Below are 24,759 nucleotides of genomic sequence, written 5' to 3' on the forward strand. Positions count from 1 at the left end.
GACAATTGAAAAAAGAAGCCGCATTGTACCGACAGCCGATGCCATGGAAGCAAATTCGGGTTCACACTCGGCTATAATCTCGTCTCCGACCGGCATGCCGGCCGGCATCAACGTGTCTCGCCGTAGTTCAATGGATAGAACGAGTGCCTCCTAAGCGCTAGATCTGGGTTCGATTCCCGGCGGCGGGACCACCTCTCTCAGCGCTCGCCGCGCGGCGGTTCTACTGACCTCTGCGATCGGATCATCGTTTAGGCGATAAATCAGGCTTCTTGGTTCATCCTGCCGTGGCTTGCCGCACCAAGCGCATTGACTGGCTGCCGCGCCATTCCTGGCTTGGCAGAAGAAGCACCGGTCTTGCCACCTGCGCCGCCTCGATGCAGAGCATCCGCTTCCAGTCCTCGTCCGGCATGTCCTTCAGGGCACGACACTTTTCAGGCCCGGGGTTCCAGACCACGGTGTCCTCGAACCCTTCCTGCTCCACAGCCAATGTCGGCTGTCCCGCTTCCAGCAGCATCAATTTCTTCGACGGCGCGAGATACACGCGATCGACTTCCGCGTCGATTGCCAGCAGCGCTTGCTGCTGCACCCGCTCCACATTTCCCGCCGTGGCATCCTGATACCTGGTGTTTTCAAGCCCCTGGACTTGCGTGCGAAGGATGTCGTCCACCGCCAGATACGTATGCAAGGCGCCGGTGAACGACCAGGGAGATTCGCCTGTATTTCGGACATGGAGGGCGATGGTCAAGCGATCTGCTTCCAGCGAGACGGCGATCTCTGCATGAAACGAATGGGGCCAATGCTGCCGCGTCAATTCGTCATCCGCGAGCACGAATCTCGCTGACGGTGATGCGGATTCATGCCTCCAGTCGAGCGCCCTGGCAAAACCATGCTTGAGAAGCGGACCGCGATCCGAAAACTGCGGAAAGCAGACTGGAGACCCGCCCCGGATGGCCGCTGCCAATCGAGCCGCATCATCTCCTGCCCTGCGGCCGCCGGAGATCGGCGACAGGTAAAGGCGTTCCTTGCCATCCACCGCCTTCCAGGAAAGGACTTGCGCCCCTTGCCGGGCAACGAATGCAGAGGAGGCGCGATCGGCCAAGCGAATGCCGGCGAAGCCTTGCAAGGAATCGTGGCTGAAGGTTCCGGAAATGACTAATGACATGGCGGCGGAAGAGGAAAAAAATCGAAATGTATCACTGCCAGGCACGGGCAGATGTCATCTGCATCAACCTTGTGACCACGAACGGCATGCATGCGTGCGCACGCCGTCCGGCGTCACAGTTCTCCCCGCGCCGGTCTTGTTCCTGCTTAAGGCGGAGACCGGAGGCAGGGTGTCCAATTGATCTTCCCTGATTGCAACAGCGACAAAGGCCCGGTTCATCATGAGCATGCATCGACATTCAAGACAGCCACTCTCCTCCCGCCGTGGCGTTTTCGCGCTCTGCGTCTTTACGCTTCTGCTTGGCGGATGCGGAGGCGCCGGACCGGTGCCATCCAATTCATCCTTCCAGGCCTCTCAAAGTCTTTCCGGTACGGCGCCGGTGCAGAGCCTACCCTTCGAGACGCTGGATCGAAGCAGCTATTCGGGAGTCGAACAACCGCTGCTCACGGTGGTGCGCGATCAAAACGGCTGGTCGGATCTCTGGCGGGTCCATACCCGGCTGATCACTCCGGCGCCATCCCAGCCATCCGTCGATCTGGCACGGCAGATGGTGATCGGCGTATTCGCCGGCACCAAGCCGAACGGTTGCCATGGCATCCAGGTACGCGAAATCACACTGGACCAGGGCGTGATGACGGTACGCTACCAGGAAGAAACCCCTGGACCGCAGTCCATGTGCGCTCAGGCCTTGACCGCGCCCAGCCATTTGATTACGACCGCAGCTTTCGCCGGTGAAGTGCGGTTTCTCAAGCAGCCCTGACATCCACGCCGGTATGGCGGGCAAAGGAATGGAACATCCGAACTCCGTCACTTGTCATTGTTCTAAGCAAATGGTTGAAAGTCGGGCCTTGGCAAGAGGGTCCGTGTCATGTGGATTTGCTTTGAGGAGATGACCATGAAGGCAACAAGATTGATAGTCCCCGCTGCCTGGGCAGCCGCTGCCCTTTGCAGCATGCCGCTGGCAGCAAGCGCCGCCGATGCCTCGAACACAGCCATGTCTCGCTCCGAAGCGCGGCAAATGGTGCCGGACAGTACGCCGCAGCAGCGCTATAACACCTCCCGCAAGGAAGCGCAGGCCGCCTACCAGGAAGCCTTGGCCGCATGCCGCTCCATGAGCGCCGGTGAGCGGACTTCCTGCATGAAGGAGGCCAAACAAAACCTTCAAAGCGATTTGGCTTATGCCAAGGATGCGATGAAGAATCCCGATACCGCCTCCGGTTCGAGCGGGACCGCCGGCGGCATCCGCAGCAGCGTCACGCCAATGTCCGGCGGCACATCGTCCGACTCGGCCGCCTCACCGCCTTCGGGCAGCGGCATGCGGCCATCGGGAGGCTCGTCGATGGGAACGACCACCCCCGGCAGCATGGGAGGCGGCACCCGCTGACGCAATTTCGGGGGCTGCGTGCCGCCTTCATTCAAAAACAAGGCAGGCGCTCGGGAATCGGTGTACTCGGAAAGCGGTGTAACGACCGCCGAACGCCGGCTCTTTACCGGCGCTGCCTTTTCATGACGCGCCGGCGTTTCCTGTTTGCCGATACGTCAGCGACTATTCGGCATCGGGCTGATTGCCGGGTGCCGCCTGTTCAAACGCCGGCAAGGCATTGCAGGCATCACTGATGCGCAGCAGCGTCGGCATGCCCGACAGGTCGCAATTCAGACGCTTGGCATTGGCGATCTGCGGCACCAGGCAGCAATCCGCGAGGGTCGGGGTGTCGCCATAGCAGAAGGTCCCGGTGCGCGGGTCATTCGCCAAGCGGGCTTCCAGCGCCGCCAAGCCCTGTTCGCACCAGTGGCGGTACCAGGCGTTCTTGTCGTCCTCGCTTACTTTCAGCTCCCGCACCAGGTAGCGCAGGATGCGCAGGTTGTTGAGCGGATGGATGTCGCAGGCGATGGAAAGCGCAATGCTGCGCACATGAGCGCGGTCCAGCGGATCGGCCGGCAACAGGCGTGGCTCGGGGTGGGTTTCATCGAGGTATTCGATGATGGCCAGCGATTGGGTCAGCACGCTGCGAACAGCATCGGCGTCGGCTTCCTCATCCACCAATACCGGCACCAGGGCGTCAGCATTGAGCTTGCGGAACTCGGGGGCGAACTGCTCGCCGCCGTTCTTCAGCAGGTGCACCGGGATGATGTCGTGCGCCATGCCCTTGAGGTTCAGCGCGATGCGCACGCGGTAGGAAGCCGAGCTGCGGAAATAACTGTAGAGTTTCATGCGTTCTTCCTGCGGGCCGAGCCGGATATGGCCGGCCTGCATCAAGATGTTCAAACGATACGGACCTTGAGTTCGCCCAGTCCGGCAATGGCGCCTTCCAGCAGGTCGCCTTGCTTCACCGCCGCCACCCCTTCCGGCGTGCCGGTATAGATCAGGTCGCCCGGCTGCAATTCGAAATACTTCGACAGGTGCTCGATCGTTTCCGCCACGTTCCATATCAGCTTGTCGACATCGCTGTTCTGGCGCATTTCCCCGTTGACCTTGAGGGTAATGCCACCTTGATTCAGCGGCCCTGTCTGCGTCACCGGATGCAGCGGCGCGATCGGCGCCGACAGGTCGAAGGCCTTGCCGGTATCCCAAGGGCGACCAAGCTTCTTCGCCTCGCCTTGCAGATCACGGCGGGTCATGTCCAGACCGACGGCATAGCCCCAGATATGCTGCTGCGCATCGGCGGCAGCGATGTTGCGCCCGGCCTTGCCGATAGCCACCACCAGCTCGATTTCATGATGCAGATCGCTTGTCATTGGCGGGTAAGGCATTTCACCGGTCGCGCCATACGGCACCGGCAAAATGCTGTCGGCCGGTTTCTGGAAGAAGAACGGCGCCTCGCGCCCGGTGAAGCCCATTTCCTTGGCATGCTCGACGTAATTGCGGCCGACGCAGTAGATGCGATGCACCGGGAACTGGTCAGCGCTGTTGAACACCGGCACTGCGGCTGGGGCTTTGGGCGGGAAAACGAAACTCATCTTGCCTCCTGGATGGATGTTGTTGTGTCAAGCGTTCGATTATGCCACTGGCAAGTGCGGCGCGTATGGCAGGACGGACGCAAAAAGGTCTTTTGATTTCGCCGCCGGTCCGCATATAGGTGTGGCCCGAGGCGGAACACCGCGGCGGGCGGATGAAGTATCGACAACCCCATGCGAAAGGATTGCCATGTTTTATCGTCTGAGCCGATTGCTGCGCGCCACTGGCCGCGATCTGGTGACGCTGTGGTTCGCCATCCGCCACCCCGGCACGCCCGGCGGCTTGAAGCTGGCCGCAGTGCTGCTCGGCCTGTATGCGCTGAGCCCGATCGATTTGCTGCCCGACGGCATACCGCTGTTGGGCTTGGTGGATGACGTCACCCTGCTCGCCTTCGGCGTTCCGGCGTTGCTCAAATTGCTGCCGCAGCCGGCCTTGCAGGAAGCGCGCAACGCAACCGAACGCGTGATGTCGCGCTGGTCATTCCGACGGGCGCGCAACTGACCCGATCTCCGCTTTCATTCCCGAATGCAAAACGCCCGCCGATCGGCGGGCGTTTTCGTTGCAGCGAACGGCGCGTCTATGCTTCACCCAGATAGGCCGCCCTGACTTTGGGATCGTCCAGCATGTCCTGGCCCTTGCCGTGCATGGTAATGAGGCCCGAGTCCATCACATAGCCGCGGTGCGCCGCCTGCAGCGCCAGTTTCGCGTTCTGCTCCACCAGCAGGATGGTGACGCCCTGGGCGGAAACGGTACGCACCACCTCGAAGATTTTTTCCACCATGATGGGCGACAAGCCCATCGACGGCTCATCCAGCAGCAACAGCTTCGGATGGCACATCAATGCCCGCGCCATCGCCAGCATCTGCTGCTCGCCGCCGGAGAGCGTACCGGCAAGCTGGTCGCGCCGCTCCTTCAAGCGCGGGAAGATGCCGAACCACTTGTCGACATCGGCGGCGATGCCGTCCTTGTCGTCGCGCAGATAGGCGCCCATCAGCAGGTTTTCATGGATGGACATGCGGGTGAACACGCCGCGTCCTTCCGGCACCATGGCCAGGCCGCGCTGAACCAGCTTGAACGAATTCATGCCTTGCACCGGTTCGCCGCCATAAATGATCTGCCCTTCGACCCGGCATTGCGGCAGGGTGCCGGTGATCGCCTTGAGGGTCGTGGTCTTGCCGGCGCCGTTGGCGCCGATCAGCGTCACCAGCTCGCCCTGATTCACTTCGAGGTCGATGCCCTTTACCGCCTGGATGCCGCCGTAGGCAATCTTCAGGCCGCTGACCTTGAGGACATTCTGCTGCATCAGTGGCCCCCTCCGAGATACGCTTCGATCACCGCCGGATTTTTCTGCACCTCGGCCGGGATGCCTTCGGCGATCGGCTTGCCGTAGTCGAGCACGGTGAGACGGTCGCACAGGCCCATGACCAGCTTGACGTCATGCTCGATCAGCAGGATGGTCTTGCCCTCGGCCTTGATTTTCAGAAGCAGCTCGCGCAGCGCCAGCTTCTCGGTCGCATTCATGCCGGCAGCCGGCTCATCGAGCGCCAGCAGCTGTGGCTCGGTGGCCAGCGCACGCGCGATCTCGAGCCGGCGCTGATCGCCGTAGGATAGATGGCGCGAAGTGCGGTGCGCGAACTGGGCGATGCCGACAAAGTCAAGCAGCTCCATCGCCCGGTTGCGGATCGCCGCCTCCTCCTCGCGCGCGGCGCGGTGCTGCAGGATCGCACCGAGCACGCCCTGGCGGGTGCGCACATGGCGGCCCACCATGACGTTTTCCAGCGCCGTCATTTCGCTGAACAGGCGGATATTCTGGAAGGTGCGGGCGATGCCGGCCTTGGCCACCTCGTGCGGCGCCGACGGCGAGTAAGGCTTGCCGGCCAGCTCGAAGGTGCCGCTGTCCGGCTGGTACAGGCCGGTGATGACATTGAAGAAGGTGGTCTTGCCGGCGCCGTTGGGGCCGATCAAACCGTAGATCTGGCCCTGCATGATTTTCACGCTGACATCCGACAGCGCCTGCAGGCCGCCGAAACGCTTGGTGACGCCGGCGATGTTGAGTATGACTGGTCGCTCCATGCTTCTCCTCAGCCCGCCAGCGCGGTGGCTTCCTTCTTCCCGTCGGCAGGCTTGCCGCTGGCCGTCATGCGGTCTTCCATGCGCGGCGACGGCCACAGGCCTTCCGGACGGCGCAGCATGATCACCACCATCGCCAAGCCGTAGAGCAGCTGGCGCAGCACTTCGGCTTCGATCAGCACCTGGCCGAAAATGGATTTCTGCATCGGCTCCACCACATGCCGCAGCACTTCAGGCAGCGCGGCGAGGATGGCGCCGCCGAGAATGACGCCCGGAATGTGGCCCATCCCTCCGAGAACCACCATGGCCAGCACCGCGATGGACTCGGTCAGCGAAAAGGATTCCGGCGAGACGAAACCCTGAAAGGCGGCGAACATGGCGCCGGCGACGCCGCCGAAGGAAGCGCCCATGGCGAACGCCAGCAGCTTGATGTTGCGGGTGTTGATGCCCATCGCCTTGGCGGCGATTTCATCCTCGCGGATGGCGACCCAGGCACGGCCCAGACGCGAGTGCTGCAGCCGCACCGAGATGATGACGGTGATCGCGCACAATGCCAGGAACAGGAAGTAATAGGCGTTTACCGAGGGCATGGAGATCGGCCCGAGGTGCACCGTGGCGCGCGATCCCGCCTCCCCCGCCAGCGACAGGCCGCCAATGCGCACCGGATCGATCATGTTGATGCCCTGCGGACCGTTGGTGATGTTGACCGGCGCGTTCAGGTTGTTCATGAAGATGCGGATGATCTCGCCGAAGCCGAGGGTGACGATGGCGAGGTAGTCGCCGCGCAGCTTGAGCGTGGGCGCGCCCAGCAGCGCGCCGAACAGCGCCGCCACCGCCGCGCTCAACGGCACGATCAGCCACACCGACAGATGGATGCCATTCTTGGTGACGTCTTCCCCGACCAGGGCGCTGAGCGCATTGCCGGCGTCCGGATACTGGCTGACGATCGATTCGAGCACGGTGGCGAATTGCGGCGAGGCCAGCAAGCCGGCCATGTAGGCGCCGAGGGCGTAGAAGGCGATATAGCCGAGGTCGAGCAGACCGGCGAAGCCGACCACGATGTTGAGTCCGAGCGCCAGCATGATGTAGAGCAGCGCCAGGTCCATGATGCGCACCCAGGAATTGCCGAACTGGGAAGCGATGAAGGGAAAGGCCAGGAGCACGACGCCGAGGATGGCGAAGCTGATGATGGCCTTGCGCGGATTGTGGCGGGTATCGAAGAGGTAGGACATGCTGCCCCCTTAGGCGCGGTCTGCGACGCGTTCGCCCATGATGCCGGATGGGCGCAGCGTCAGCACGATGATGAGCACGATGAACGCGAAGATGTCCTGGTAATTGCTGCCCAGGAAGCCGTTGGTGAAATCGCCGATGTAGCCGGCGCCCAGGCTTTCGATCAGGCCGAGCAGGATGCCGCCCACCATGGCGCCGTAAATGTTGCCGATCCCGCCCAGGACCGCCGCGGAGAAGGCCTTCAGTCCGGGCACGAAACCCATGGCAAACTGTGCCGACGCATAGTTGGCGCCCCACATCACGCCGGCGATGGCCGCCAACGCGGCGCCGATGGCGAAGGTGAAGACGATGACACGGTTGGCATCCACGCCCATCAGCCCGGCCACACGCGGATTCTCTGCGGTGGCGCGCATCGCGCGGCCCATGCGGGTGCGCTCGACCAGCAGCACCAGGCCGATCATCGACAGGGCCGCCAGCGCCAACAGCATGATCTGGGTCGGCGAGATCAGGGCGCCGCCGATGTTGAGCGGATCGGTCGGCATCACCTGCGGAAAGGGGACCGGGCTGCGGCCCCAGATCATCATGGCGAAGGTCTGCAGCAGGATGGAGACGCCGATGGCGGTGATCAGCGGCGCCAGGCGCGGCGCATTGCGCAGGCGGCGGTAGGCGATGCGCTCGATCAGCACGTTGACGACCACGCACACCGGAATGGCGCCGACGATGGCGATCAGCAGCTTGACCACACCAGGCAAGCCGGGCGCCACTTCCTGGACGATGCGCAGGATGGTGGTGCCGACCATCGCGCCTATCATCAGCACGTCGCCATGTGCGAAGTTGATCAGGTTGAGCACGCCGTAGACCATGGTGTAGCCGAGCGCCACCAGCGCGTACATGCTGCCCAGGACCAAGCCATTGATGATCTGCTGCAGAAGGACTTCCATTGACTATCCCCTTGCGGTGAACCGGATGGAGCGCCCAACGCCGGGAAAAGCATGCCGGACCTGTTTAAGGCAGGGTGGAGCCGCCTGCGCAGTTCGCGTGACGTTCGACATCGGTAACACCTTTCTGCGGTTGTTCATGGAGCGCATGCTTCGATGCGCGGCCTTTATTGGCTAGCAACTTTCAGTCCACCGCCACGCACCTTTCCGGATCAGAAAGCGGCGCGGAGTCATGCGCCGCAGCCAGTGCTCAGGCGCGGGCATCCGCATTGTAATGGCGGGGATGAGGATGAACAATTAATTATCGAGGCGGATTGGCCATGCGCAGACTCCAGCCATCCGGCTGGAGCGCGGTCATGTCGGAGGGCATGCCGGCGCCGGCATGGCCGGCATCGCGGAGTCAGGCGGGACGGGCGGCGGACAAACCCTTGGGCAACGGGAAGGTGACGTTCTCCTCCACGCCTTCAAGCGTGCGCACGCTCTGCGCGCCCAGATGCTTGAGCTGCTCGATCACTGCCTGCACCAGCACCTCGGGCGCGGAGGCGCCAGCGGTGACGCCGATGCGGCGCTTGTCCTCCAGCCAGGCGGGATCGATCTGGCTGGCGTTGTCAACCATGTAGGCGGTGGTCCCGCGCTTTTCCGCGACTTCGCGCAACCGGTTGGAATTGGAGCTGTTGGGACTGCCGACCACGATCACCATATCGACCTGCGGCGCCATGAACTTCACCGCCTCCTGCCGGTTGGTGGTCGCATAGCAGATATCGCCCTTCTTCGGCTCGGCGATGGCAGGGAAGCGACGCTTGAGGGCGGCGATGATGTCGGCGGTATCGTCGACCGAGAGCGTGGTCTGCGTGACATAGGCGAGCTCATCGGGATCGGCGACCTGCAGCCGTTCCACATCCTCCACCGATTCGACCAGATGCATGCCGGCGTCGGCCTGACCCATGGTGCCTTCCACTTCCGGGTGTCCGGCATGGCCGATCATGATGATCTCCCGGCCATCGCGCCGCATCTTGCCGACCTCGACGTGGACCTTGGTCACTAGCGGGCAGGTGGCGTCGTAAATCCTGAGGCCACGCTGTGCCGCATCATCCTGCACCGCCTTGGACACGCCATGCGCGGAAAAAATCAAAATGCTGCCGGACGGGACATCCTCCAGCTTCTCGATGAATATCGCGCCCTTGGTACGAAGGTCGTTCACCACATACGCGTTGTGCACGATCTCGTGGCGCACATAAACCGGGGCGCCGAACTCCGCCAGCGCCCGCTCCACGATCTCGATCGCACGGTCCACGCCGGCGCAGAAGCCGCGCGGCTGGGCAAGCAGGATTTCCTTTTCCATGGCCGTTCCTCGCTCCGTCACATTACACCGATGATTTTCACTTCGAACTTCACCGGCTGGCCCGCCAGAGGATGATTGAAGTCGAACAGCGCGCCGTCGGCATCGATTTCCCGCAGCACGCCTGCGAAGCGGCCGCCGCCCGGCGCCGCGAACTCTACCAAGTCCCCGATGCTGTATTCCTCGCCCAGCTGCGAGTTTTCCTCCAGGGTCTTGCGCGATACCCGCTGCAGCAGTTCCGGATTGCGCGGACCGAAAGCCTGCTCGGGCGCGAGCTCGAAAGTACGATGCGTGCCCTCCTCCAGCCCGAGGAGGCAGGCCTCGAGCGATGGCGCGAGCTGACCGGTGCCGAGCTGAAGCGTCGCCGGCGTGTCCTGGAAGGTGCTGACGATGTCTTCCCCATCCAGGGAAGCGAGACGGTAATGCAGAGTGAGATAAGCGCTGGGCGTGACGACAGGGGAAGAAGACATGGTAGTTCCAAAAAGAGCTAGGCCGCTATTCTAAGCTACCCGCCGACGGCAGGCTGGAAGCAGGGACATTGTTGTAAAATTTGAAACTTTATGCGGCTCGAAAGGATGGGAATGCAGATGCATAGGGATGCAGACTTCATGAATGCCGATAGCTTCAATGGCGATCACTGACTGGCCGGAGGACCAGCGGCCACGCGAGCGCTTGATCCGGCATGGCGCCGATGCCTTGTCGGATGCAGAATTGCTGGCCGTATTTCTGCGAGTCGGCATTGCCGGCAAGAGCGCGGTCGATCTGGCGCGGGAGATGGTGATGCACTTCGGTTCGCTGAACCGGCTCTTCTCCGCCTCCCTGCGCGACTTCTCCGCCATACCGGGCTTGGGAGCGGCTAAATATGCGCAACTGCAGGCGGTGATGGAGCTGGCCAGGCGCGCGCTCGGCGAGGACCTGAAGGCCGGCTGTGCCCTCAGCAGTCCCCAAGCGGTGCAGCGCTACCTGCAGTTATCGATGGCACGCAAGCCCTATGAGTCCTTCACCGTACTTTTCCTCGACGTCAAGAATCGGCTGATCGCCTCGAAAGAACTGTTCCGTGGCACGCTGACGCATGCCAGCGTCTACCCGCGCGAAGTCGTGAAGGATGCGCTGGCGCATAATGCCGCAGCCGTCATCCTGGCGCATAACCACCCTTCCGGCTCCTGCGAGCCGAGTGCTGCCGATCTGCACCTGACGCAGGCATTGAAGCAGGCCCTGACGCTGGTTGATGTTCGTTTGCTCGATCATCTCGTCATCGCTGGTAGTGAAGCCTATTCCTTCGCCGACCATGGGCAAATCTAGCGCAACGCCGGAGCGCAAAACCAATTGTTAAATCACGATCAGTTCATTGACACACTTATTTTTCGCAAGTCATTGAAAAAGATCGATTTTTCCCATACACTCTCGTTTTTTCCAAATTCGGAAAGCTTTCTAAGGAGTTTGATATGGCACGTGTTTGCCAAGTGACGGGAAAGGGCCCCATGGTGGGCAACAACGTTTCCCACGCCAACAACAAGACCAAGCGCCGTTTTCTGCCGAACCTGCAAAACCGCCGTATCTTCGTTGAATCCGAAAACCGCTGGGTTTCGCTGCGCGTTTCCAACGCCGGCCTGCGTGTAATCGACAAAGTCGGCATCGACGCCGTTCTGGCCGACATGCGCGCACGCGGCGAAAAAATCTAAGCGGACATTTCTAGGAAACTATCATGGCAAAAACCAACCGCGACAAGATCAAGCTGGAGTCCACCGCCGGCACCGGTCACTTCTACACCACCACCAAGAACAAGCGCACCACTCCGGAAAAAATGGAGATCATGAAGTTCGATCCCAAGGCGCGCAAGCACGTGATCTACAAGGAAACCAAGATCAAGTAAGCCGCCTCCGGCAGTACAAAGCAAAAGCCCCGCAGATGCGGGGCTTTGTTTTTTGGGCTGCTTCTTTCGCTTTTGCCAGCGCGGGCTTCTACGCCCCCATCGGCAGAATAAGCTACTGGGCGGCAGCGCGCCGCCCGTTTCCTGTTCAAGCGTAGCTGCGCAGGCGCAGGGAGAAATCCCGCAGCGCCTTGATGCCGGAGGCTTCGGCCCGGACGCACCAGTCCTGAAGCTGGTGCAGCAGCTGTTCGCGGCTGGCATTGGAACGCTCCCAGATGGCCGCCAGTTCCACGCGCATGTCGTGCATGGTCTTCAGCGCCTTGCTGTGGGAAAGCAGTTCCGCCAACTGCTGCTGCTGCGGAGCTTCCAGCTTGGCCGGCTCGCGCTGCAGGAGCTTGCGCGAGGATTTCAGGAACATGGGCTCGACCTTGGTGGACAGATGCTGCACTTCCTCGCGCCAGGCGGCTTTCACCGACTTGGCATACTTCGACATGACGTCATAGCGATTGGCGATGACGGATTGCAGGGTATCGAAGTCGGCGCTCAGCTTCTGGCGGTCGAACTTCGGTGCCGGCGCGACCTTCTTCACCTTGGCCAGGCCCAGGGTCTCGAGAATGCGGATATACAGCCAGCCGATGTCGAACTCATACCATTTGGACGATAGCTTGGCCGACGTGCCGAAGGTATGGTGGTTGTTGTGCAGTTCCTCGCCGCCAATGATGATGCCGATCGGGAAGATGTTCCTCGATGCATCGCTGCAGTCGTAATTGCGGTAGCCCCAGAAGTGGCCGATGCCGTTGATGATGCCGGCGGCGGTCACCGGGATCCAGAGCATCTGCACCGCCCAGACCGACAGGCCGACCACGCCGAACAGCATGACATCGATGATCAGCATCAGGCCCACGCCCTGCCATTGGTACTTGCTGTAAACATTACGCTCGACCCAGTCGTCAGGAGTGCCATGGCCGTACTTCTCCATGGTTTCACGATTCTTGGATTCGGCACGGTAAAGTTCGGCGCCCTCGAAGAACACCTTCTTGATGCCGCGCGTCTGCGGGCTGTGCGGATCTTCCGGGGTTTCGCACTTGGCATGGTGCTTGCGATGGATGGCCGCCCACTCCTTGGTCACCATGCCGGTGGTCAGCCAGAGCCAGAAGCGGAAGAAATGGCTCGGAATCGCATGCAATTCAAGCGCGCGATGCGCCTGGCAGCGGTGCAGGAAGATGGTGACGCTGGCGATGGTGATGTGGGTGAGGATCAGCGTGCAGGCAATGATTTGCCAGGCGCTGGCTTTGGCCAGACCGTTGGACAGAAACTCCAGGACTGCATCTAACATTGTTTTTCCAATCATACGAACGAAAGTTTTTGCCGCCGGAAACTTGATAAACAAGCAACCGGCATACAACATTTTGCACCAGATTGTACGCCTTTTGATTAATCGCTGGACGTTCTTTCTGACAAGGGCACGGCTTCGTTCTGCAGATTGGCACGTCCATCAACTAAACGAATTTCCCTTTGCGGATAAGGCACTTGAATGCCGTGGGCCTTGAAGGCTTTCCATATGGCCCGGTTCACTTCAGACAGCACATTTCCTCTTCCGTTCTCCGGGTCATCGATCCAGAAGCCGGTTTCGAGTTCGATGCCGTCCGGCTCGAACTTTACCAGCAGCACACTTGGCGCCGGGCTGGCGGCCACCCGGGCTACTGAGGCAGCGGCGCGCTCCAGCACAGTGATGACCGCCTCGATATCGGTCTCATAGGACACCGTGATCCGGGTAGCCAGACGCAAGGTGCGGTCGGTAAGCGAATAGTTCTGCACGGGAGACGACACCAGCAGGTCGTTCGGTATCACCGTTTCGGTTCCGTCCGGGCTGCGCACGATGGTGTAGCGGGTATTGATGCGGGTCACCTGGCCGGAATACTTGTCGATGGTGACGATGTCGCCGATCGCGAGACTGCGCTCGAGCAGGATGACGAAGCCGGAAACGTAGCTGCTGGCGAGTTTCTGCAAACCGAGGCCGAGGCCGACGCCGAGGGCGCCGCCGAACACCGAGAGGACGGTCAGGTCGATGCCGACCAGCGACAGGCTGAGCAGCACCGCCACCAGGATCAGCAGCGCCCTTCCCGCCCGCGCCATCACCACCCGCAGCGAGGAATGCAGGCTGTCCATGCGCATCAGCCGCTCTTCCAACAGCGTGCCAGCCCACAGCGCCAGCATCAGTGTCACCGCGACGGATGCCCCCGCCTGCAGGATGACCAGCAGCGAAACCTGGTGGCGTCCGATGGGCAAGGTATTGTGATCCAGGTAGCGCGCCAGTTCTGGCCACAACCCGGTGACATAGAGCGCCACGCCAACCCAGACGAGGGCAGCGAAGATGCGCTCGGCCAGCAGCAGCAGCGCCCCCGCTTCGCCGCCGCGGGCAAACACCCGGCGCAGCACGTGAAATACCAGGCGGATGACGGCGAAGGATCCCACCAGCGGTATCGCCAGGCGCAGCAGGTTGGCATGGCGCCACTGCGCGAACAGCGGCGTGACGCCGGCAATCAGGGCCAGCGTTACCAGCGGCCACAGGATGCGGGCGAAGCCCTCCAGCCCGAGGCGCACCGCCCGCCTGCCATCGCCGCGTCCCTTCAGCCGCCCATGCAGCAGCCGCGAAACGCCCCAGCCGATGGCGAAGCACAATGCCAGGGCAGCCAGCTGCCACAGCAGGCTGGCGTCATGCAGATCGCTCCAGATGTCGGCGACGAATTCGGACAGCAGGGTGTTTTTCATTATTTGTAGGGCATGGCGTCGCGCCGGTGCCGCTCCCAGTTCGAAGCATAGCGCAGCGCCAGCTCCGGGCTGCCGCGTATGATCAGCAGGTTTTCCGCATTCTTGTGCTGCGCGGTCCAGGTGAAATTGTAGCTGCCGGTGATGACGGCCGGCTCGGCGCCGTGGGCATCGATCACGATGATCTTGTTGTGGGCATTCTGGTAGCGGGTTTCCAGCCAGATCGGCAAGCCGGCGGCAGCGAGCTTCGGCAGCTGGCTGGAAGGCGTCTTTTCATGCTGATCGGCGTCGGCCAGGATGCGCACCGCCACGCCGCGCCGATGCGCGGCGAGCAGCGCGGCGCCAATCCGCTTGCTCGTCAGCAGATAGGCCTGAACCAGGATGTCGCGCCGGGCAGTGCCCAGCGCATCTTCGATCAATGCTTCGGAATCATCCCAAGGGGCAAACGCTGCCTGGACGGTGCCATGCAGCGGCAGTACCGGCACCGAATCGCTGCCGCGCGCGCCGGCCGGCAGACCGACCGCGCCCAGCAGGCAGATCAGCGCCAGTCTTGTCCTCATGCGCTGCGTTCGAACACCGCGCTGAAGAAGCCGTCGGTCTCGTGCACCTGCGGCAGCAGCTTCAGGTAGTCGCCCATTTCGAGGGCAATCTTCTGCTCTTCCAGTATCTGCTGCATAGGCACCAGGCGGAACGCGGGATTGGCGGCGATGAATTGCGCAGCGATGGCTTCATTCTCCTCTTCCAGCAGGCTGCAAGTGGCGTACACCAGGCGACCGCCCGGCTTCACCAGCCGCGCAGCGCTCGCCAGGATGGCCTGCTGCTTGGCATTGAGTTCGATCACCGACTCCGGCGTCTGGCGCCACTTCATGTCGGGATTGCGGCGCAGGGTGCCGAGGCCGCTGCACGGCGCATCCACCAGCACGCGGTCAGCCTTGCCCGCCATGCGCTTGACCTTGGTGTCGTTCTCATGGGCGATGACGACCGGATGCACGTTCGACAGGCCGCTGCGCGCCAGGCGCGGCTTGAGCTTGGCCAGGCGCTTCTCCGACACATCGAGCGCATAAAGACGACCGGTATTGCGCATCGCGGCGCCAAGCGCCAGGGTCTTGCCGCCAGCGCCGGCGCAGAAATCGATCACCAGCTCGCCCCGCTTGGCGCCGGTGATCTGGGCCAGCAGCTGGCTGCCTTCGTCCTGCACTTCGATCGCGCCGTCCTGGAACAGCGGCATGTTCTGCAGCGCCGGCTTGCGGCGGATGCGGATGCCGAGCGGCGAGAATGGCGTGGCCTCGCAGACGATGCCCGCCGCCGTCAGCTCAGCCAGCACCGGCTCGCGCTTCGCTTTCAGCGCATTGACGCGCAGATCGAGCGGTGCCTGCCGGTTCAACGCCCCGGTGAGCGCCAGCAACTGCGCTTCACCGAGCTGCTGCGTCAAGCGCTCCTGAAGCCAGGGCGGAAGATTGAGTTGAAGTCCCAACGGCAGAGTCGTGCGGTCGATCTGGGCGATGCGCTTGAGCCAGGCTGCCTCTTCTTCGGACAGGCCGCCGATGGCATCGGCGCCGACGGTTTCACCGAGGCCAAGCAGCGCCTGGCGGCGCATCGCCGGGCCGACGCCGGATTCTGCGAAGCTGGCGTACATCAGCTTGTTGCGCAGCACGGCATACACCGCCTCGGCCACCGCGCCGCGCTCCCGTCCGCCCAGCTTGGGATTCTCACGAAAGTAGCGCGACAGAACGACGTCGGCCGGGCCAGTGAAGCGCAGTATCTCGCGCAGGACTTCCTCGGTATGGGAAACGACAAAGGGTGGCAATCTCATGGAAGTCTTTCTTTATATGACGGCAGATGCTTCGGCCGGTTCTGCGATCCGAACGACGCCGTTTTGCAGGGACAGGCGGCCTTCGACGAAGCTGCGCACTGCCTGCGGATAGATGAGGTGCTCCTGTTCCAGCACCCGGGCGGCAAGGCTTTCCTCGCTGTCGTCCGGCAAAACCGGCACGCAAGCCTGAGCAACGATGGGGCCATGGTCGAGGTCGGGCGTGACGAAATGCACGGTCGCGCCATGCACTTTGACGCCCGCTTGCAGCGCCTGCCGGTGAGTTGCAAGGCCGGGAAAGCTTGGCAGCAGGGAAGGATGGATATTGAGCATGCGGCCGGCGTAATGCTCCACGAATCCGGGCGTGAGGATGCGCATGAAGCCGGCGAGCACCACGAGGTCTGGCTGAAAGGCGTCGATCTCGCGCTGCAGGGCGGCGTCGAACGCTTCGCGGCTGGGGAACTCCTTGTGGAAGAGTGCAACGGTAGGAATGCTATGTTCGGCGGCGAAAGCCAGGCCGGAAGCATCCGGTCGGTTGCTGATGACGGCAGCGATCTTGCAAGGCCATCCCTGTTCCCGGGCGACGCGAACGATCGCTTCCATGTTGCTGCCTCGTCCGGAGATGAGGATAACGATGTTTTTCATGGCGCGCATTGTACCGTAAGGACCAAAACACAAAGCCGGCGCGGAGCCGGCTATTGCGGGGGAAGTCAGGCGATGAGAAGTGCTTACTGGAAGGAGTAGAAAACGCGGAACGGTACCTTCTTTTCCGCCCAGAAGTCAGCGGCATCACGGAACACGTCGAGCAGGGTTTCACGCGCTTCGCGGTCGAACTTGGGCGTATTGGGCAATTGTTCGATCACGACTAGGAAACCCGGCTGCTGGCCTGATTTGAAAGCCAGATCGGTCAGACAGTCAGCCAGGGCGTCGAAATTCTTGCCAAAATGCCTGGGAAAGTGAAACGCCTCGGCGATGCAGGCCAGCACCTGTTGCTTCGTCACGGCTTCGGCGCAATAGGCATAGAGGAAATGGTAGCCCAGCCTCGCCGCCTCCTGTTGCAGTTCAGGCACCCTGAATGCGCGGATCGATTGCACGACGTTGGGAGGAACGGTCCTGAACAAGCTCATGTCTTCCTCGACTGGCGCAAGCATTTTCGCTGGTTCCGTTTGCAGGGATTCGACTCGCATGACTCACTCTTTGACGCGTTTGAATGACTGGTAATGGTCTTCCGTATAGTAAAACTCCGAAGGTGCCCTCACTTCCCCACCGGTGATGATGCGACGCGCGCCGCGGTTGCGAACGCCAGGGGTTTTTACCGTGAATTCATGATAATACCCGCGCTTTTGCTTGGGCAAAACCCCTTCATAATTGCCAAAAACAACACCATCCTTGGGGTAGGGAAACGGTCCGCCGGTCCGGATCAGCAGGATGGTGTGACGTGCTTCTTCCGGCAATTCGCCGATCGAGATCGTTGGTAATCCAGGATCTTGCCTTGCATGCACAGGTAAAGCGACGCCGAGGGATAGGCAAAGCAGGATGAAAAACCTGAGGAAGACAACGATAAAGTTCCGCATGGTGGTTGACCTTCTGACAAGACCTTTAGCTTGACAAATGGCTATGATAAAAGCATTTGCCCATCAAAACTCACAAAAATGCGGTAAAGAAACGGTAACTGGCTTTATCAACAGCAATAGATACATTTTGTTGCAATAATTACTGCTGTTGAACCGGCTTTTCCTGTCCTTTGTGACGTCTCGCGCGTTAAATGAACATAGAACATTTCGGAGCCATCATGAAACTTTCCCTCGCCCGTTTCGCCAAGTTTGCGATTGCACTGGGGCTCGTTGCCGGTACGCCGCTGGCGTTCGCCAACGGTCATGTGAACTGGTCGGTCAACGTCGGCACGGCATTCCCGGCGCCACGCCCGGTGTACGTCCCGCCGCCTCAGGTGTATGTCCAGCCGCAGCCTTCCGTTACTTATATCGACCCGCGCCAACCGGTTTATGTCGGGCCTACTTATTACCAAACTCAGCCGGCTTATGTCGCGCCGCCGGTGGTCGTGGTTCCCCCTGGTGCGGTGCTCCAGTACGGACCGCCGCACAGGCATCACCACCATCACTACCACCCTCAGCCCTATTACCGCTACGGCTATTGATTGGATTGCGGCATTCGCCGCTCCAGTCGCTCCAGTCACTCCAGTCGCTTCGGTTAACGGTCAGCCTGAATCGCTAGGCTGACCGCCTGCCTGCCTCCTCATCCACACCGAAGAAGCGCAATACCTCGCCGCGCTTTTCCTGCGCATCGCGCCATCCCAGTTCGATCAATTCCCGCGTGTAGCTCGCCTCGAACAGCAGATAGGAGGCAAGCGCCCCGCCGCGGCCGTCGGTGGCGCCGATGGCAGCGAGCAACAGGCGAATCGGCCGCGGCAAGCTGCCGACATGGCGGCTGGCGATCTGGTCGAGGCGCTGGGAGGGCGCAATGATCAGCATGTCGATCGGCCGCAACGCCTGGTTCGCACGCTGTGTCTCGGTCAGCAGCGCCAGGGTCGTGTTTATCCGGCTCATGCGCTCGATGTCCATGGCAAGGCCATCGAGAAAGATGCTCGACATCGCATGGCCGGCGATCTGGGCCAGGCTCGGATAGACGCCAATTTCCGGCACCTCCTGCGCAGGCTCCGTCAGGCGTCCGGCGCCAATGACAAGTACCCGGTCCGCGCCGAGGTGAATGGCGGGCGAAATCGGCGCCGTCTGCCGCATCGAGCCATCGCCGCAGTATTCGCGGCGGCCGTCGCAGTAAATCGGCGTCGCCGGAAAGATGAGCGGAATGGCGGACGAGGCGAGCAGGTGCTCAATGCCGATCTGGGCAGGCATGGACAGGCGCTGGCTGCGCCGCCAGGGCTGCACCGCCGTCTCGGTCTGGTAGAAGGTGATGTGGCGGCCGCTGGTGTAGGAAGATGCCGTCACCGCCAGCGCCTGCAAGTGCCCGTCGGCCAGGGCGGCATCCAGCTTCGGGAACGAAAGCATCCGATGCAGCAGTGTCACCAGCGGCGTGTTGTCGAGCAGGGAGGTAGGCGGATTGCTGCGCCACTGCCTCAGCAGCCAGCCGAACGACAGCAACGACATCCATCGCGCGCCGGAGCGAAGCACGCCCAGGGAATCGGCGCGGTAGACCTGCTCCACGGTGAATGAAGACCAGATGTCGCTGAGCCGTTCCAGGCCGGCGTCGAACTCGGCCGCCTGGCAGGCGAGCGCGACGGCATTGAGCGCACCGGCCGAGGTGCCGCAAATGATGTCGTAGGGGTTGCGATCCGGCCAATGGCCAGCCTGGCGCAAGATGTCGGACACGCCTTGCAGCACACCGACCTGATAGGCGGCACGGGCGCCGCCGCCGGTCAGAATCAAGCCGGTCTTCTGGTTTGCTTTCATCCGTCGAGGTTAGCAAGCCGAAACCCAGTTGCGCACGGTAAAAACGGACAGGTCAGCGAAAAACAACACTCATGTCGCAAGGAAGGCGATGGGCGCCGCATGCGACCTGATCATTCGCCATCATTCGCCGGCCGCGACGCCCTCCCGGCGGGGATCGGCGCCGCCGAACCACATGTCCTCCCCGTGGACGTTCATGCGCATGATGCCGTGCAGCCCCGAAGTCTGAGGAGCGAGGCGGATGACATGCCCCCTTGCCTGCAGGGCCTGCACCAGGGAGGGCGGCGCCATGCCCTGCTCCAGTTCGGTCGGACCATTGCGGCTGCCGAAGTTCTGCAGGCTGATCGCCTGCTGCATGTTCAGCCCCCAATCGAGGGTCCCGATCAAGGTCTTGGCAACGTAGTTGATGATCGACGAGCCCCCTGGCGAGCCGACCGCCAGCACCAGCTTGCGGGTCGCCTTGTCGAATACCAGGGTCGGCGCCATGGCGCTGCGCGGACGCTTGCCCGGCTGAACCCGGTTGGCAACGGGACCGTCGGCATCGGCAGGCAGGAACGAGAAGTCGGTGAGCTGGTTGTTGAGCAGGAAGCCGCGCACCAACTGGCGGGAACCGAAGGCGTCCTCGATCGAGCTGGTCATTGCTACCGCATGGCCGGCGGCATCCACCACCGAAATATGCGAGGTGGAGGGCAGCTCCGGCGAGGTATCTTCGCCCTGCGCCAGCTTGATGCCCAGCGGCTGCCCGGGCGGCGCCATTCTCATGGAGCGCTCTCCTATCGATTGCCCCCGCTCGGCCAGGTAGCGCTTGTCGATCAGCGGCTCGACGCTATTGCCCGGCAAGGGAACGAAATCGGTATCGGCCACATAGCGCGCCCGGTCGGCATAGGCAAGACGTCCTGCTTCGCTGATCAGATGCACCGCTTCCGCCGCCGGCACGCCATCGGCCGGGGGCAGCGAAGCCAGATTGCGGCGTTCCAGCATCCCCAGCATTTGCGCCACCGCGATGCCGCCGGAGGACGGCGGCGGCATGCCGCACACGGTCCATCGACGGTAATCGCTGCACACCGGGTCGCGCGTTTTGGGCAGATAGGCGGCAAGGTCCGAGGCGGCGAGCTTGCCGGGATTGCGTGAATGCGACCTCACTTTTGCCTCTATATCGCGGGCAATGCGGCCGCGGTAAAAGGCGTCTGCGCCTTCGAGGGCGATCTCTCGCAGCGTGGCGGCCAGCGCCGGGTTCTTCAGAAGATGGCCCGCTGGCCAGGGCTTGCCGGCAGCATCGTAGAAGTAGGCAGCGGCGGCGGCATCCTGCTTCAGGTAAGGGTCGATCTGCAGCATGCGCGCCAGGCGCGGGCTGACGGGGAAGCCCTTTTCCGCCAGATTGATCGCTGGCGCGAACAGCGTTGCCCATGGCAGCCGGCCATGCTGAAGATGCGCCTGCTCCAGCATGCGCAGCAGGCCCGGCACGCCGACCGCCCGGCCGCCCACCGCCGCTTCATGAAACCGCAGCGGCGTGCCCGGCCCGGATTGCAGCAGCGTTTCATCGACTGCAGCGGGTGCGGTCTCGCGGCCATCGAAGGCCTGCACTTTCCTGCCGTCGTGGTGCAGCAAAAAGCCACCACCGCCGATGCCGGAGGATTGCGGCTCCACCAGGGTCAGCACCATCTGGGCGGCGATGGCGGCATCCACGGCCGATCCGCCGGCCTTCAGCACTTGGCGGCCTGCGTCGGCGGCGAGCGGATGGGCCGCGACGATCATGAACCGCCGAGCGACCCACCCCGGTTTCTCCGCATAGCCTGTGGCCGCTTCCGGCGGACGCAGGGTTTCGGTGACCTCGCTCGCGGTAGGCAGGGATGGCGGTGCGGCGCAACCGGCGAGCACGGCCAGCAGCGCGGTGAGGGGCAATATACGGAAGGGAGACATGAATTGGAAACGGTATGGCCAAAAACAAACCGGCGCATCGGCGCCGGTTTCTCAGTGTGCCGCAGCGCCTACTTCGGCTGCATGCGGATGGCGCCATCGAGGCGGATGGTTTCGCCATTGAGCATGGTGTTCTCGATGATGGTCCGGGCGAGATGCGCGTATTCGGCCGGCTTGCCCAGGCGCGGCGGGAACGGCACCATCCTGCCGAGCGCATCCTGCACTTCCTGCGGCATGCCGAGCAGCATGGGGGTTTCGAAGATGCCGGGGGCAATGGTCATGACGCGGATGCCGCTGCGCGACAGGTCGCGCGCCATCGGCAAAGTCAGGCCGACCACGCCGGCCTTGGAAGCGCCATAGGCAGCCTGCCCGATCTGGCCATCATAGGCTGCGACCGATGCGGTGTTGATGATCACGCCGCGCTCGCCCTGCTCGTTCGGCTCGCCGCGCGACATGGCCTCGGCGGCGAGGCGCGCCATGTTGAAGGTGCCGACCAGATTGATGTTGATCACGCGCTGGAACACATCGAGCGGATGCGGGCCATCCTTGCCAACGGTCTTCACCGCCGGCGCCACGCCCGCGCAATTGATCAGGCCGCGAACCTGTCCCATCTGCATGGCCGCCTCTACCACTGCCTTGCCATCGGCTTCCTGGGTTACGTCGCACTTCATGAAGCGTCCGCCGAGCTCGGCCGCGAGCTTTTCGCCGGCTTCCACCTGCACGTCGGCGAGCATCACCCTGCCGCCGTTCTCCACCAACATCCTGGCGGTGGCGGCGCCGAGGCCCGATGCCCCGCCGGTGATGATGAAGACGTTGTTCGCGATTTGCATCCTTCTCCTCCTTGGCAAGTCCGTTGGGACGTTTGTCGTGACGTTTACGTTAACGTGAACCGCGCTGATTCTAACGGACTTGCCGCAGACGGGAAAGGATGCCTGTCAACCGCCGGCCGGATGTTGGACGCTTACTGCTTGGGCTGGGCGACCTTCACCGCTTCGGCCGGCGGCGTGACAATCTTCTTCCCCGGTTCGGCCGAGCTGGCGATCGGCAGCACCATGTTGCCGCTGTCGGAAGACTGCATGCCGACGGAGGGCAGCAGCGGCACCATGAGCAGCGCCACGATGTTGATGATCTTGATCAGCGGGTTGACCGCCGGGCCGGCCGTATCCTTGTACGGGTCGCCGACGGTATCGCCCGTCACGGCAGCCTTGTGCGCATCCGAGCCCTTGCCGCCATGGTGGCCATCCTCGATGTACTTCTTGGCGTTATCCCAGGCGCCGCCGCCGGTCGTCATGGAGATGGCCACGAACAGCCCGGTGACGATGGTGCCCATCAGCAGCCCGCCCAGCGCCGCCGGTCCGAGCAGCAGGCCGACCAGCACCGGCACCAGCACCGGCAGCAATGAAGGCAGAATCATTTCCTTGATCGCCGACGCCGTCAGCATGTCGACCGCCTTGTCATACTGCGGCTTGCCGCTGCCGTCCATGATGCCCTTGATCTCGTGGAACTGGCGCCGCACCTCGACCACCACCGCGCCGGCAGCACGGCCTACCGCTTCCATCGCCATCGCGCCGAACAGATAAGGGATCAGGCCGCCGATGAAGAGGCCGATGATCACCATCGGATTGGACAAATCGAAGGTGGTGGACTTGCCGGCCGAGTCGAGCGCATGGGTATAGTCGGCAAACAGCACCAGCGCCGCCAGGCCGGCGGAGCCGATCGCATAGCCCTTGGTGACCGCCTTGGTGGTATTGCCCACTGCATCCAGCGGATCGGTGATGGCCCGCACCGAAGCCGGCAGATCGGACATTTCGGCGATGCCGCCGGCATTGTCTGTCACCGGGCCATAGGCGTCGAGGGCAACGATGATGCCTGCCATGGAGAGCATGGAGGTCGCCGCGATCGCCACGCCGTACAGGCCGCCGAGCCAGTAGGCGATGATGATGGCAACGCACACCGCCAGCACCGGGTAGGCGGTTGACTTCATCGACAGGCCAAGGCCGGCGATGATGTTGGTGCCATGGCCGGTGGTGGAGGCTTGGGCGAGGTGACGCACCGGCTTGAATTCGGTGCCGGTGTAGTACTCGGTGATATAAACCATCAGCCCGGTGAGCACGATGCCGACGATTGCCGAACCCATCATCGGCAGTCGCATGGTTTCCGGCAGCAGCAGCCAGGTCACCGCGGCAAATCCTATCAGCGACAGGCCGGCCGACCACCACAGCCCGGTGTACAGCGCCGACATGATCTTCTTGCCGGGCTGCGCGCGGACGAAGCTGCAGCCGATGATGGACGCGAGGATGGAGACGCCGCCAAGCATCAGCGGATAAAGCGTGGCCTCCGCTTCTGCGCCCTTGATCATCAGCGCGCCCAGCAGCATGGTGGCGATCAGGGTGACCACGTAGGTTTCGAACAGGTCGGCCGCCATGCCGGCGCAATCGCCGACGTTGTCGCCGACGTTGTCGGCGATGACCGCCGGATTGCGCGGATCGTCTTCAGGGATGCCGGCCTCGACCTTGCCCACCAGGTCGGCGCCGACGTCGGCGCCCTTGGTGAAGATGCCGCCGCCGAGGCGGGCGAAGATGGAAATGAGCGAGGCGCCGAAGCCGAGACCGATCAGCGGCTTGATCACGTCATGCACCGCCGCCGTGGACTCGGCGGGCATGGCGCGAGTCAGCACCCAGTAAAAGAGGGAGACCCCGAGCAGGCCGAGCCCCACCACCAGCATGCCGGTGATGGCGCCGCTCTTGAAGGCGACATTCAGCGCTTCATTCATGCCTCGGGTAGCTGCCTGCGCGGTGCGCACGTTGGCCCGTACCGACACGTTCATGCCGATGAAGCCGCAGGCGCCGGACAGCACGGCCCCGATGAGAAAACCGAGCGCGGTGTACAGGCCTAGGCCGGGGAGCAGTGCAATGACGATGAAGAGCAGCACGCCGACGATGGCGATGGTGCGGTACTGGCGTCCGAGATAGGCGGCGGCGCCCTGCTGGATGGCGAGCGCAATTTCCTGCATGCGCGGATTGCCAGGGTCCTGCTTCAATATCCAACTGCGCGACGCAAGTCCATAGATGACGGCAATGAGGCCGCACACCAAAGCGAACATTAAGCCAATAGCCATGCTGAATCTCCATGTAGTTATATACAGAGCGGAAACAACAACACCTGCGGAGACCGGCAAGGCCTCGGTCAATACACCGACCGGGACTTGCCGTCTTTTTCCCCTTCCAGTACTGCATTGCCTGCTGCAAAACTCATGTTCGGGTGCATGATGGACTT

Annotated in this window: 28 protein-coding genes and 1 tRNA gene; 8 read left to right on the plus strand and 21 right to left on the minus strand. The window is 62.6% G+C overall.

The features are described 5' to 3' along the window. The first annotated feature begins 116 nt into the window (after positions 1-116). Positions 117-191 (plus strand) — tRNA-Arg (locus CHB88_RS05265). Positions 192-274: 83 nt separating this feature from the next. Here the strand turns inward: CHB88_RS05265 and CHB88_RS05270 are convergent. Continuing rightward, positions 275-1,162, minus strand: a complete 888-nt coding sequence (locus CHB88_RS05270; RefSeq protein WP_089398232.1) for a D-hexose-6-phosphate mutarotase — start codon at positions 1,160-1,162, stop codon at positions 275-277. A 220-nt stretch (positions 1,163-1,382) separates the two neighbouring features. Here CHB88_RS05270 and CHB88_RS05275 point away from each other — a divergent pair, with 220 nt between their 5' ends. Beyond that, a complete protein-coding gene (locus tag CHB88_RS05275; protein WP_089398233.1) occupies positions 1,383-1,922 on the plus strand; it encodes a protease complex subunit PrcB family protein in 540 nt (179 codons plus the stop codon). Positions 1,923-1,984: 62 nt separating this feature from the next. Here the strand turns inward: CHB88_RS05275 and CHB88_RS25065 are convergent, their stop codons facing one another. Then, the gene (locus CHB88_RS25065; RefSeq protein ID WP_176442325.1) at positions 1,985-2,158 is read right to left on the minus strand and encodes a hypothetical protein; all 174 of its coding nucleotides are present in this window, start codon (positions 2,156-2,158) and stop codon (positions 1,985-1,987) included. Between CHB88_RS25065 and CHB88_RS24200 the strand changes: the two genes are divergently transcribed. Then, positions 2,157-2,546, plus strand: coding sequence for a hypothetical protein (locus tag CHB88_RS24200; RefSeq protein WP_143131134.1), 390 nt, complete (start codon positions 2,157-2,159; stop codon positions 2,544-2,546). The genes CHB88_RS25065 and CHB88_RS24200 overlap by 2 nt on opposite strands. 162 nt (positions 2,547-2,708) lie before the next feature. Here the strand turns inward: CHB88_RS24200 and maiA are convergent, their stop codons facing one another. Then, a complete protein-coding gene (gene maiA, locus CHB88_RS05285) occupies positions 2,709-3,374 on the minus strand; it encodes a maleylacetoacetate isomerase (protein ID WP_089398503.1) in 666 nt (221 codons plus the stop codon). Between the two features lie 50 nt (positions 3,375-3,424). Further along, positions 3,425-4,120 carry a fumarylacetoacetate hydrolase family protein gene (locus CHB88_RS05290; protein WP_089398235.1) on the minus strand — a complete coding sequence of 232 codons (696 nt, stop codon included), beginning with the start codon at positions 4,118-4,120 and terminating at the stop codon, positions 3,425-3,427. A 187-nt stretch (positions 4,121-4,307) separates the two neighbouring features. Between CHB88_RS05290 and CHB88_RS05295 the strand changes: the two genes are divergently transcribed. Continuing rightward, positions 4,308-4,619 carry a YkvA family protein gene (locus CHB88_RS05295; RefSeq protein WP_089398236.1) on the plus strand — a complete coding sequence of 104 codons (312 nt, stop codon included), beginning with the start codon at positions 4,308-4,310 and terminating at the stop codon, positions 4,617-4,619. 76 nt (positions 4,620-4,695) lie between these two features. Here CHB88_RS05295 and CHB88_RS05300 read toward each other — a convergent pair whose 3' ends face one another. The 6 genes from CHB88_RS05300 to CHB88_RS05325 form a co-directional block, all read right to left on the minus strand. Next, the gene (locus tag CHB88_RS05300; protein WP_089398237.1) at positions 4,696-5,421 is read right to left on the minus strand and encodes an ABC transporter ATP-binding protein; all 726 of its coding nucleotides are present in this window, start codon (positions 5,419-5,421) and stop codon (positions 4,696-4,698) included. Further along, positions 5,421-6,191, minus strand: a complete 771-nt coding sequence (locus CHB88_RS05305; protein WP_089398238.1) for an ABC transporter ATP-binding protein — start codon at positions 6,189-6,191, stop codon at positions 5,421-5,423. Before CHB88_RS05305 ends, CHB88_RS05300 begins: the two co-directional genes overlap by 1 nt. An 8-nt stretch (positions 6,192-6,199) precedes the next feature. Next, positions 6,200-7,420 (minus strand): ABC transporter permease subunit, encoded by a 1,221-nt coding sequence (locus CHB88_RS05310; protein WP_089398239.1) that lies wholly within the window; start codon positions 7,418-7,420, stop codon positions 6,200-6,202. A gap of 9 nt (positions 7,421-7,429) precedes the next feature. Further along, positions 7,430-8,359: a branched-chain amino acid ABC transporter permease gene (locus CHB88_RS05315; protein WP_089398240.1), complete on the minus strand. Its 930-nt coding sequence runs from the start codon at positions 8,357-8,359 to the stop codon at positions 7,430-7,432. Between the two features lie 397 nt (positions 8,360-8,756). Then, entirely contained in the window at positions 8,757-9,698 is a 942-nt protein-coding gene (gene ispH, locus CHB88_RS05320; RefSeq protein WP_089398241.1) for a 4-hydroxy-3-methylbut-2-enyl diphosphate reductase, read from the minus strand. 17 nt (positions 9,699-9,715) lie between these two features. Continuing rightward, a complete protein-coding gene (locus tag CHB88_RS05325) occupies positions 9,716-10,165 on the minus strand; it encodes an FKBP-type peptidyl-prolyl cis-trans isomerase (protein ID WP_089398242.1) in 450 nt (149 codons plus the stop codon). Positions 10,166-10,322: 157 nt separating this feature from the next. On the opposite strand from CHB88_RS05325, the gene radC reads away from it, so the two are divergent. From radC to rpmG, 3 genes are all read left to right on the plus strand, one after another. After that, on the plus strand, positions 10,323-10,997 hold the full coding sequence (gene radC / locus CHB88_RS05330) for a RadC family protein (protein WP_089398243.1): 675 nt from the start codon (positions 10,323-10,325) through the stop codon (positions 10,995-10,997). 143 nt (positions 10,998-11,140) lie between these two features. After that, entirely contained in the window at positions 11,141-11,377 is a 237-nt protein-coding gene (gene rpmB / locus CHB88_RS05335) for a 50S ribosomal protein L28 (RefSeq protein ID WP_089398244.1), read from the plus strand. Positions 11,378-11,400: 23 nt separating this feature from the next. Then, positions 11,401-11,568: a 50S ribosomal protein L33 gene (rpmG, locus tag CHB88_RS05340; RefSeq protein WP_089398245.1), complete on the plus strand. Its 168-nt coding sequence runs from the start codon at positions 11,401-11,403 to the stop codon at positions 11,566-11,568. A gap of 145 nt (positions 11,569-11,713) precedes the next feature. Here rpmG and CHB88_RS05345 read toward each other — a convergent pair whose 3' ends face one another. From CHB88_RS05345 to CHB88_RS05375, 7 genes are all read right to left on the minus strand, one after another. Beyond that, positions 11,714-12,901, minus strand: a complete 1,188-nt coding sequence (locus CHB88_RS05345) for a DesA family fatty acid desaturase (protein WP_089398246.1) — start codon at positions 12,899-12,901, stop codon at positions 11,714-11,716. Between the two features lie 98 nt (positions 12,902-12,999). Beyond that, a complete protein-coding gene (locus CHB88_RS05350; RefSeq protein ID WP_089398247.1) occupies positions 13,000-14,337 on the minus strand; it encodes a mechanosensitive ion channel family protein in 1,338 nt (445 codons plus the stop codon). Then, entirely contained in the window at positions 14,337-14,894 is a 558-nt protein-coding gene (locus CHB88_RS05355) for a phospholipase D family nuclease (RefSeq protein ID WP_089398248.1), read from the minus strand. The genes CHB88_RS05350 and CHB88_RS05355 overlap by 1 nt, the downstream gene beginning before the upstream one ends. Then, positions 14,891-16,147: an RsmB/NOP family class I SAM-dependent RNA methyltransferase gene (locus tag CHB88_RS05360; RefSeq protein ID WP_089398249.1), complete on the minus strand. Its 1,257-nt coding sequence runs from the start codon at positions 16,145-16,147 to the stop codon at positions 14,891-14,893. The genes CHB88_RS05355 and CHB88_RS05360 overlap by 4 nt, the downstream gene beginning before the upstream one ends. 12 nt (positions 16,148-16,159) lie before the next feature. Next, positions 16,160-16,789, minus strand: coding sequence for a phosphoribosylglycinamide formyltransferase (gene purN / locus CHB88_RS05365; RefSeq protein ID WP_089398250.1), 630 nt, complete (start codon positions 16,787-16,789; stop codon positions 16,160-16,162). Positions 16,790-16,872: 83 nt separating this feature from the next. Further along, positions 16,873-17,331 carry a barstar family protein gene (locus CHB88_RS05370; RefSeq protein WP_245844751.1) on the minus strand — a complete coding sequence of 153 codons (459 nt, stop codon included), beginning with the start codon at positions 17,329-17,331 and terminating at the stop codon, positions 16,873-16,875. A 3-nt stretch (positions 17,332-17,334) separates the two neighbouring features. Then, entirely contained in the window at positions 17,335-17,718 is a 384-nt protein-coding gene (locus CHB88_RS05375; protein WP_089398251.1) for a guanyl-specific ribonuclease, read from the minus strand. 218 nt (positions 17,719-17,936) lie between these two features. Here CHB88_RS05375 and CHB88_RS05380 point away from each other — a divergent pair, with 218 nt between their 5' ends. Continuing rightward, complete coding sequence (locus CHB88_RS05380; protein WP_089398252.1) at positions 17,937-18,299, plus strand: hypothetical protein; 363 nt, start codon at positions 17,937-17,939, stop codon at positions 18,297-18,299. A 73-nt stretch (positions 18,300-18,372) separates the two neighbouring features. Here the strand turns inward: CHB88_RS05380 and CHB88_RS05385 are convergent, their stop codons facing one another. The 4 genes from CHB88_RS05385 to CHB88_RS05400 form a co-directional block, all read right to left on the minus strand. Next, positions 18,373-19,569: a patatin-like phospholipase family protein gene (locus CHB88_RS05385; protein WP_089398253.1), complete on the minus strand. Its 1,197-nt coding sequence runs from the start codon at positions 19,567-19,569 to the stop codon at positions 18,373-18,375. A 120-nt stretch (positions 19,570-19,689) separates the two neighbouring features. Beyond that, positions 19,690-21,486 (minus strand): gamma-glutamyltransferase, encoded by a 1,797-nt coding sequence (gene ggt / locus CHB88_RS05390; protein WP_089398254.1) that lies wholly within the window; start codon positions 21,484-21,486, stop codon positions 19,690-19,692. A gap of 68 nt (positions 21,487-21,554) precedes the next feature. Further along, positions 21,555-22,313 (minus strand): 3-hydroxyacyl-CoA dehydrogenase, encoded by a 759-nt coding sequence (locus CHB88_RS05395; RefSeq protein WP_089398255.1) that lies wholly within the window; start codon positions 22,311-22,313, stop codon positions 21,555-21,557. Positions 22,314-22,444: 131 nt separating this feature from the next. Continuing rightward, a complete protein-coding gene (locus tag CHB88_RS05400) occupies positions 22,445-24,601 on the minus strand; it encodes a sodium-translocating pyrophosphatase (protein ID WP_089398256.1) in 2,157 nt (718 codons plus the stop codon). Positions 24,602-24,759 lie beyond the last annotated feature (158 nt).

This window comes from Noviherbaspirillum humi, from assembly GCF_900188095.1.
Classification (GTDB): domain Bacteria; phylum Pseudomonadota; class Gammaproteobacteria; order Burkholderiales; family Burkholderiaceae_D; genus Noviherbaspirillum; species Noviherbaspirillum humi.

Excerpts from the sequence above, each read along its gene's own strand:
- CHB88_RS05270 (WP_089398232.1), bottom strand. The coding sequence starts at position 1,162 with ATGTCATTAGTCATTTCCGGAACCTTCAGCCACGATTCCTTGCAAGGC.
- CHB88_RS05275 (WP_089398233.1), top strand. The coding sequence starts at position 1,383 with ATGAGCATGCATCGACATTCAAGACAGCCACTCTCCTCCCGCCGTGGC.
- CHB88_RS24200 (WP_143131134.1), top strand. The coding sequence starts at position 2,157 with ATGTCTCGCTCCGAAGCGCGGCAAATGGTGCCGGACAGTACGCCGCAG.
- CHB88_RS25065 (WP_176442325.1), bottom strand. The coding sequence starts at position 2,158 with ATGGCTGTGTTCGAGGCATCGGCGGCGCTTGCTGCCAGCGGCATGCTG.
- maiA (WP_089398503.1), bottom strand. The coding sequence starts at position 3,374 with ATGAAACTCTACAGTTATTTCCGCAGCTCGGCTTCCTACCGCGTGCGC.
- CHB88_RS05290 (WP_089398235.1), bottom strand. The coding sequence starts at position 4,120 with ATGAGTTTCGTTTTCCCGCCCAAAGCCCCAGCCGCAGTGCCGGTGTTC.
- CHB88_RS05295 (WP_089398236.1), top strand. The coding sequence starts at position 4,308 with ATGTTTTATCGTCTGAGCCGATTGCTGCGCGCCACTGGCCGCGATCTG.
- CHB88_RS05300 (WP_089398237.1), bottom strand. The coding sequence starts at position 5,421 with ATGCAGCAGAATGTCCTCAAGGTCAGCGGCCTGAAGATTGCCTACGGC.
- CHB88_RS05305 (WP_089398238.1), bottom strand. The coding sequence starts at position 6,191 with ATGGAGCGACCAGTCATACTCAACATCGCCGGCGTCACCAAGCGTTTC.
- CHB88_RS05310 (WP_089398239.1), bottom strand. The coding sequence starts at position 7,420 with ATGTCCTACCTCTTCGATACCCGCCACAATCCGCGCAAGGCCATCATC.
- CHB88_RS05315 (WP_089398240.1), bottom strand. The coding sequence starts at position 8,359 with ATGGAAGTCCTTCTGCAGCAGATCATCAATGGCTTGGTCCTGGGCAGC.
- ispH (WP_089398241.1), bottom strand. The coding sequence starts at position 9,698 with ATGGAAAAGGAAATCCTGCTTGCCCAGCCGCGCGGCTTCTGCGCCGGC.
- CHB88_RS05325 (WP_089398242.1), bottom strand. The coding sequence starts at position 10,165 with ATGTCTTCTTCCCCTGTCGTCACGCCCAGCGCTTATCTCACTCTGCAT.
- radC (WP_089398243.1), top strand. The coding sequence starts at position 10,323 with ATGGCGATCACTGACTGGCCGGAGGACCAGCGGCCACGCGAGCGCTTG.
- rpmB (WP_089398244.1), top strand. The coding sequence starts at position 11,141 with ATGGCACGTGTTTGCCAAGTGACGGGAAAGGGCCCCATGGTGGGCAAC.
- rpmG (WP_089398245.1), top strand. The coding sequence starts at position 11,401 with ATGGCAAAAACCAACCGCGACAAGATCAAGCTGGAGTCCACCGCCGGC.
- CHB88_RS05345 (WP_089398246.1), bottom strand. The coding sequence starts at position 12,901 with ATGTTAGATGCAGTCCTGGAGTTTCTGTCCAACGGTCTGGCCAAAGCC.
- CHB88_RS05350 (WP_089398247.1), bottom strand. The coding sequence starts at position 14,337 with ATGAAAAACACCCTGCTGTCCGAATTCGTCGCCGACATCTGGAGCGAT.
- CHB88_RS05355 (WP_089398248.1), bottom strand. The coding sequence starts at position 14,894 with ATGAGGACAAGACTGGCGCTGATCTGCCTGCTGGGCGCGGTCGGTCTG.
- CHB88_RS05360 (WP_089398249.1), bottom strand. The coding sequence starts at position 16,147 with ATGAGATTGCCACCCTTTGTCGTTTCCCATACCGAGGAAGTCCTGCGC.
- purN (WP_089398250.1), bottom strand. The coding sequence starts at position 16,789 with ATGAAAAACATCGTTATCCTCATCTCCGGACGAGGCAGCAACATGGAA.
- CHB88_RS05370 (WP_245844751.1), bottom strand. The coding sequence starts at position 17,331 with ATGCGAGTCGAATCCCTGCAAACGGAACCAGCGAAAATGCTTGCGCCA.
- CHB88_RS05375 (WP_089398251.1), bottom strand. The coding sequence starts at position 17,718 with ATGCGGAACTTTATCGTTGTCTTCCTCAGGTTTTTCATCCTGCTTTGC.
- CHB88_RS05380 (WP_089398252.1), top strand. The coding sequence starts at position 17,937 with ATGAAACTTTCCCTCGCCCGTTTCGCCAAGTTTGCGATTGCACTGGGG.
- CHB88_RS05385 (WP_089398253.1), bottom strand. The coding sequence starts at position 19,569 with ATGAAAGCAAACCAGAAGACCGGCTTGATTCTGACCGGCGGCGGCGCC.
- ggt (WP_089398254.1), bottom strand. The coding sequence starts at position 21,486 with ATGTCTCCCTTCCGTATATTGCCCCTCACCGCGCTGCTGGCCGTGCTC.
- CHB88_RS05395 (WP_089398255.1), bottom strand. The coding sequence starts at position 22,313 with ATGCAAATCGCGAACAACGTCTTCATCATCACCGGCGGGGCATCGGGC.
- CHB88_RS05400 (WP_089398256.1), bottom strand. The coding sequence starts at position 24,601 with ATGGCTATTGGCTTAATGTTCGCTTTGGTGTGCGGCCTCATTGCCGTC.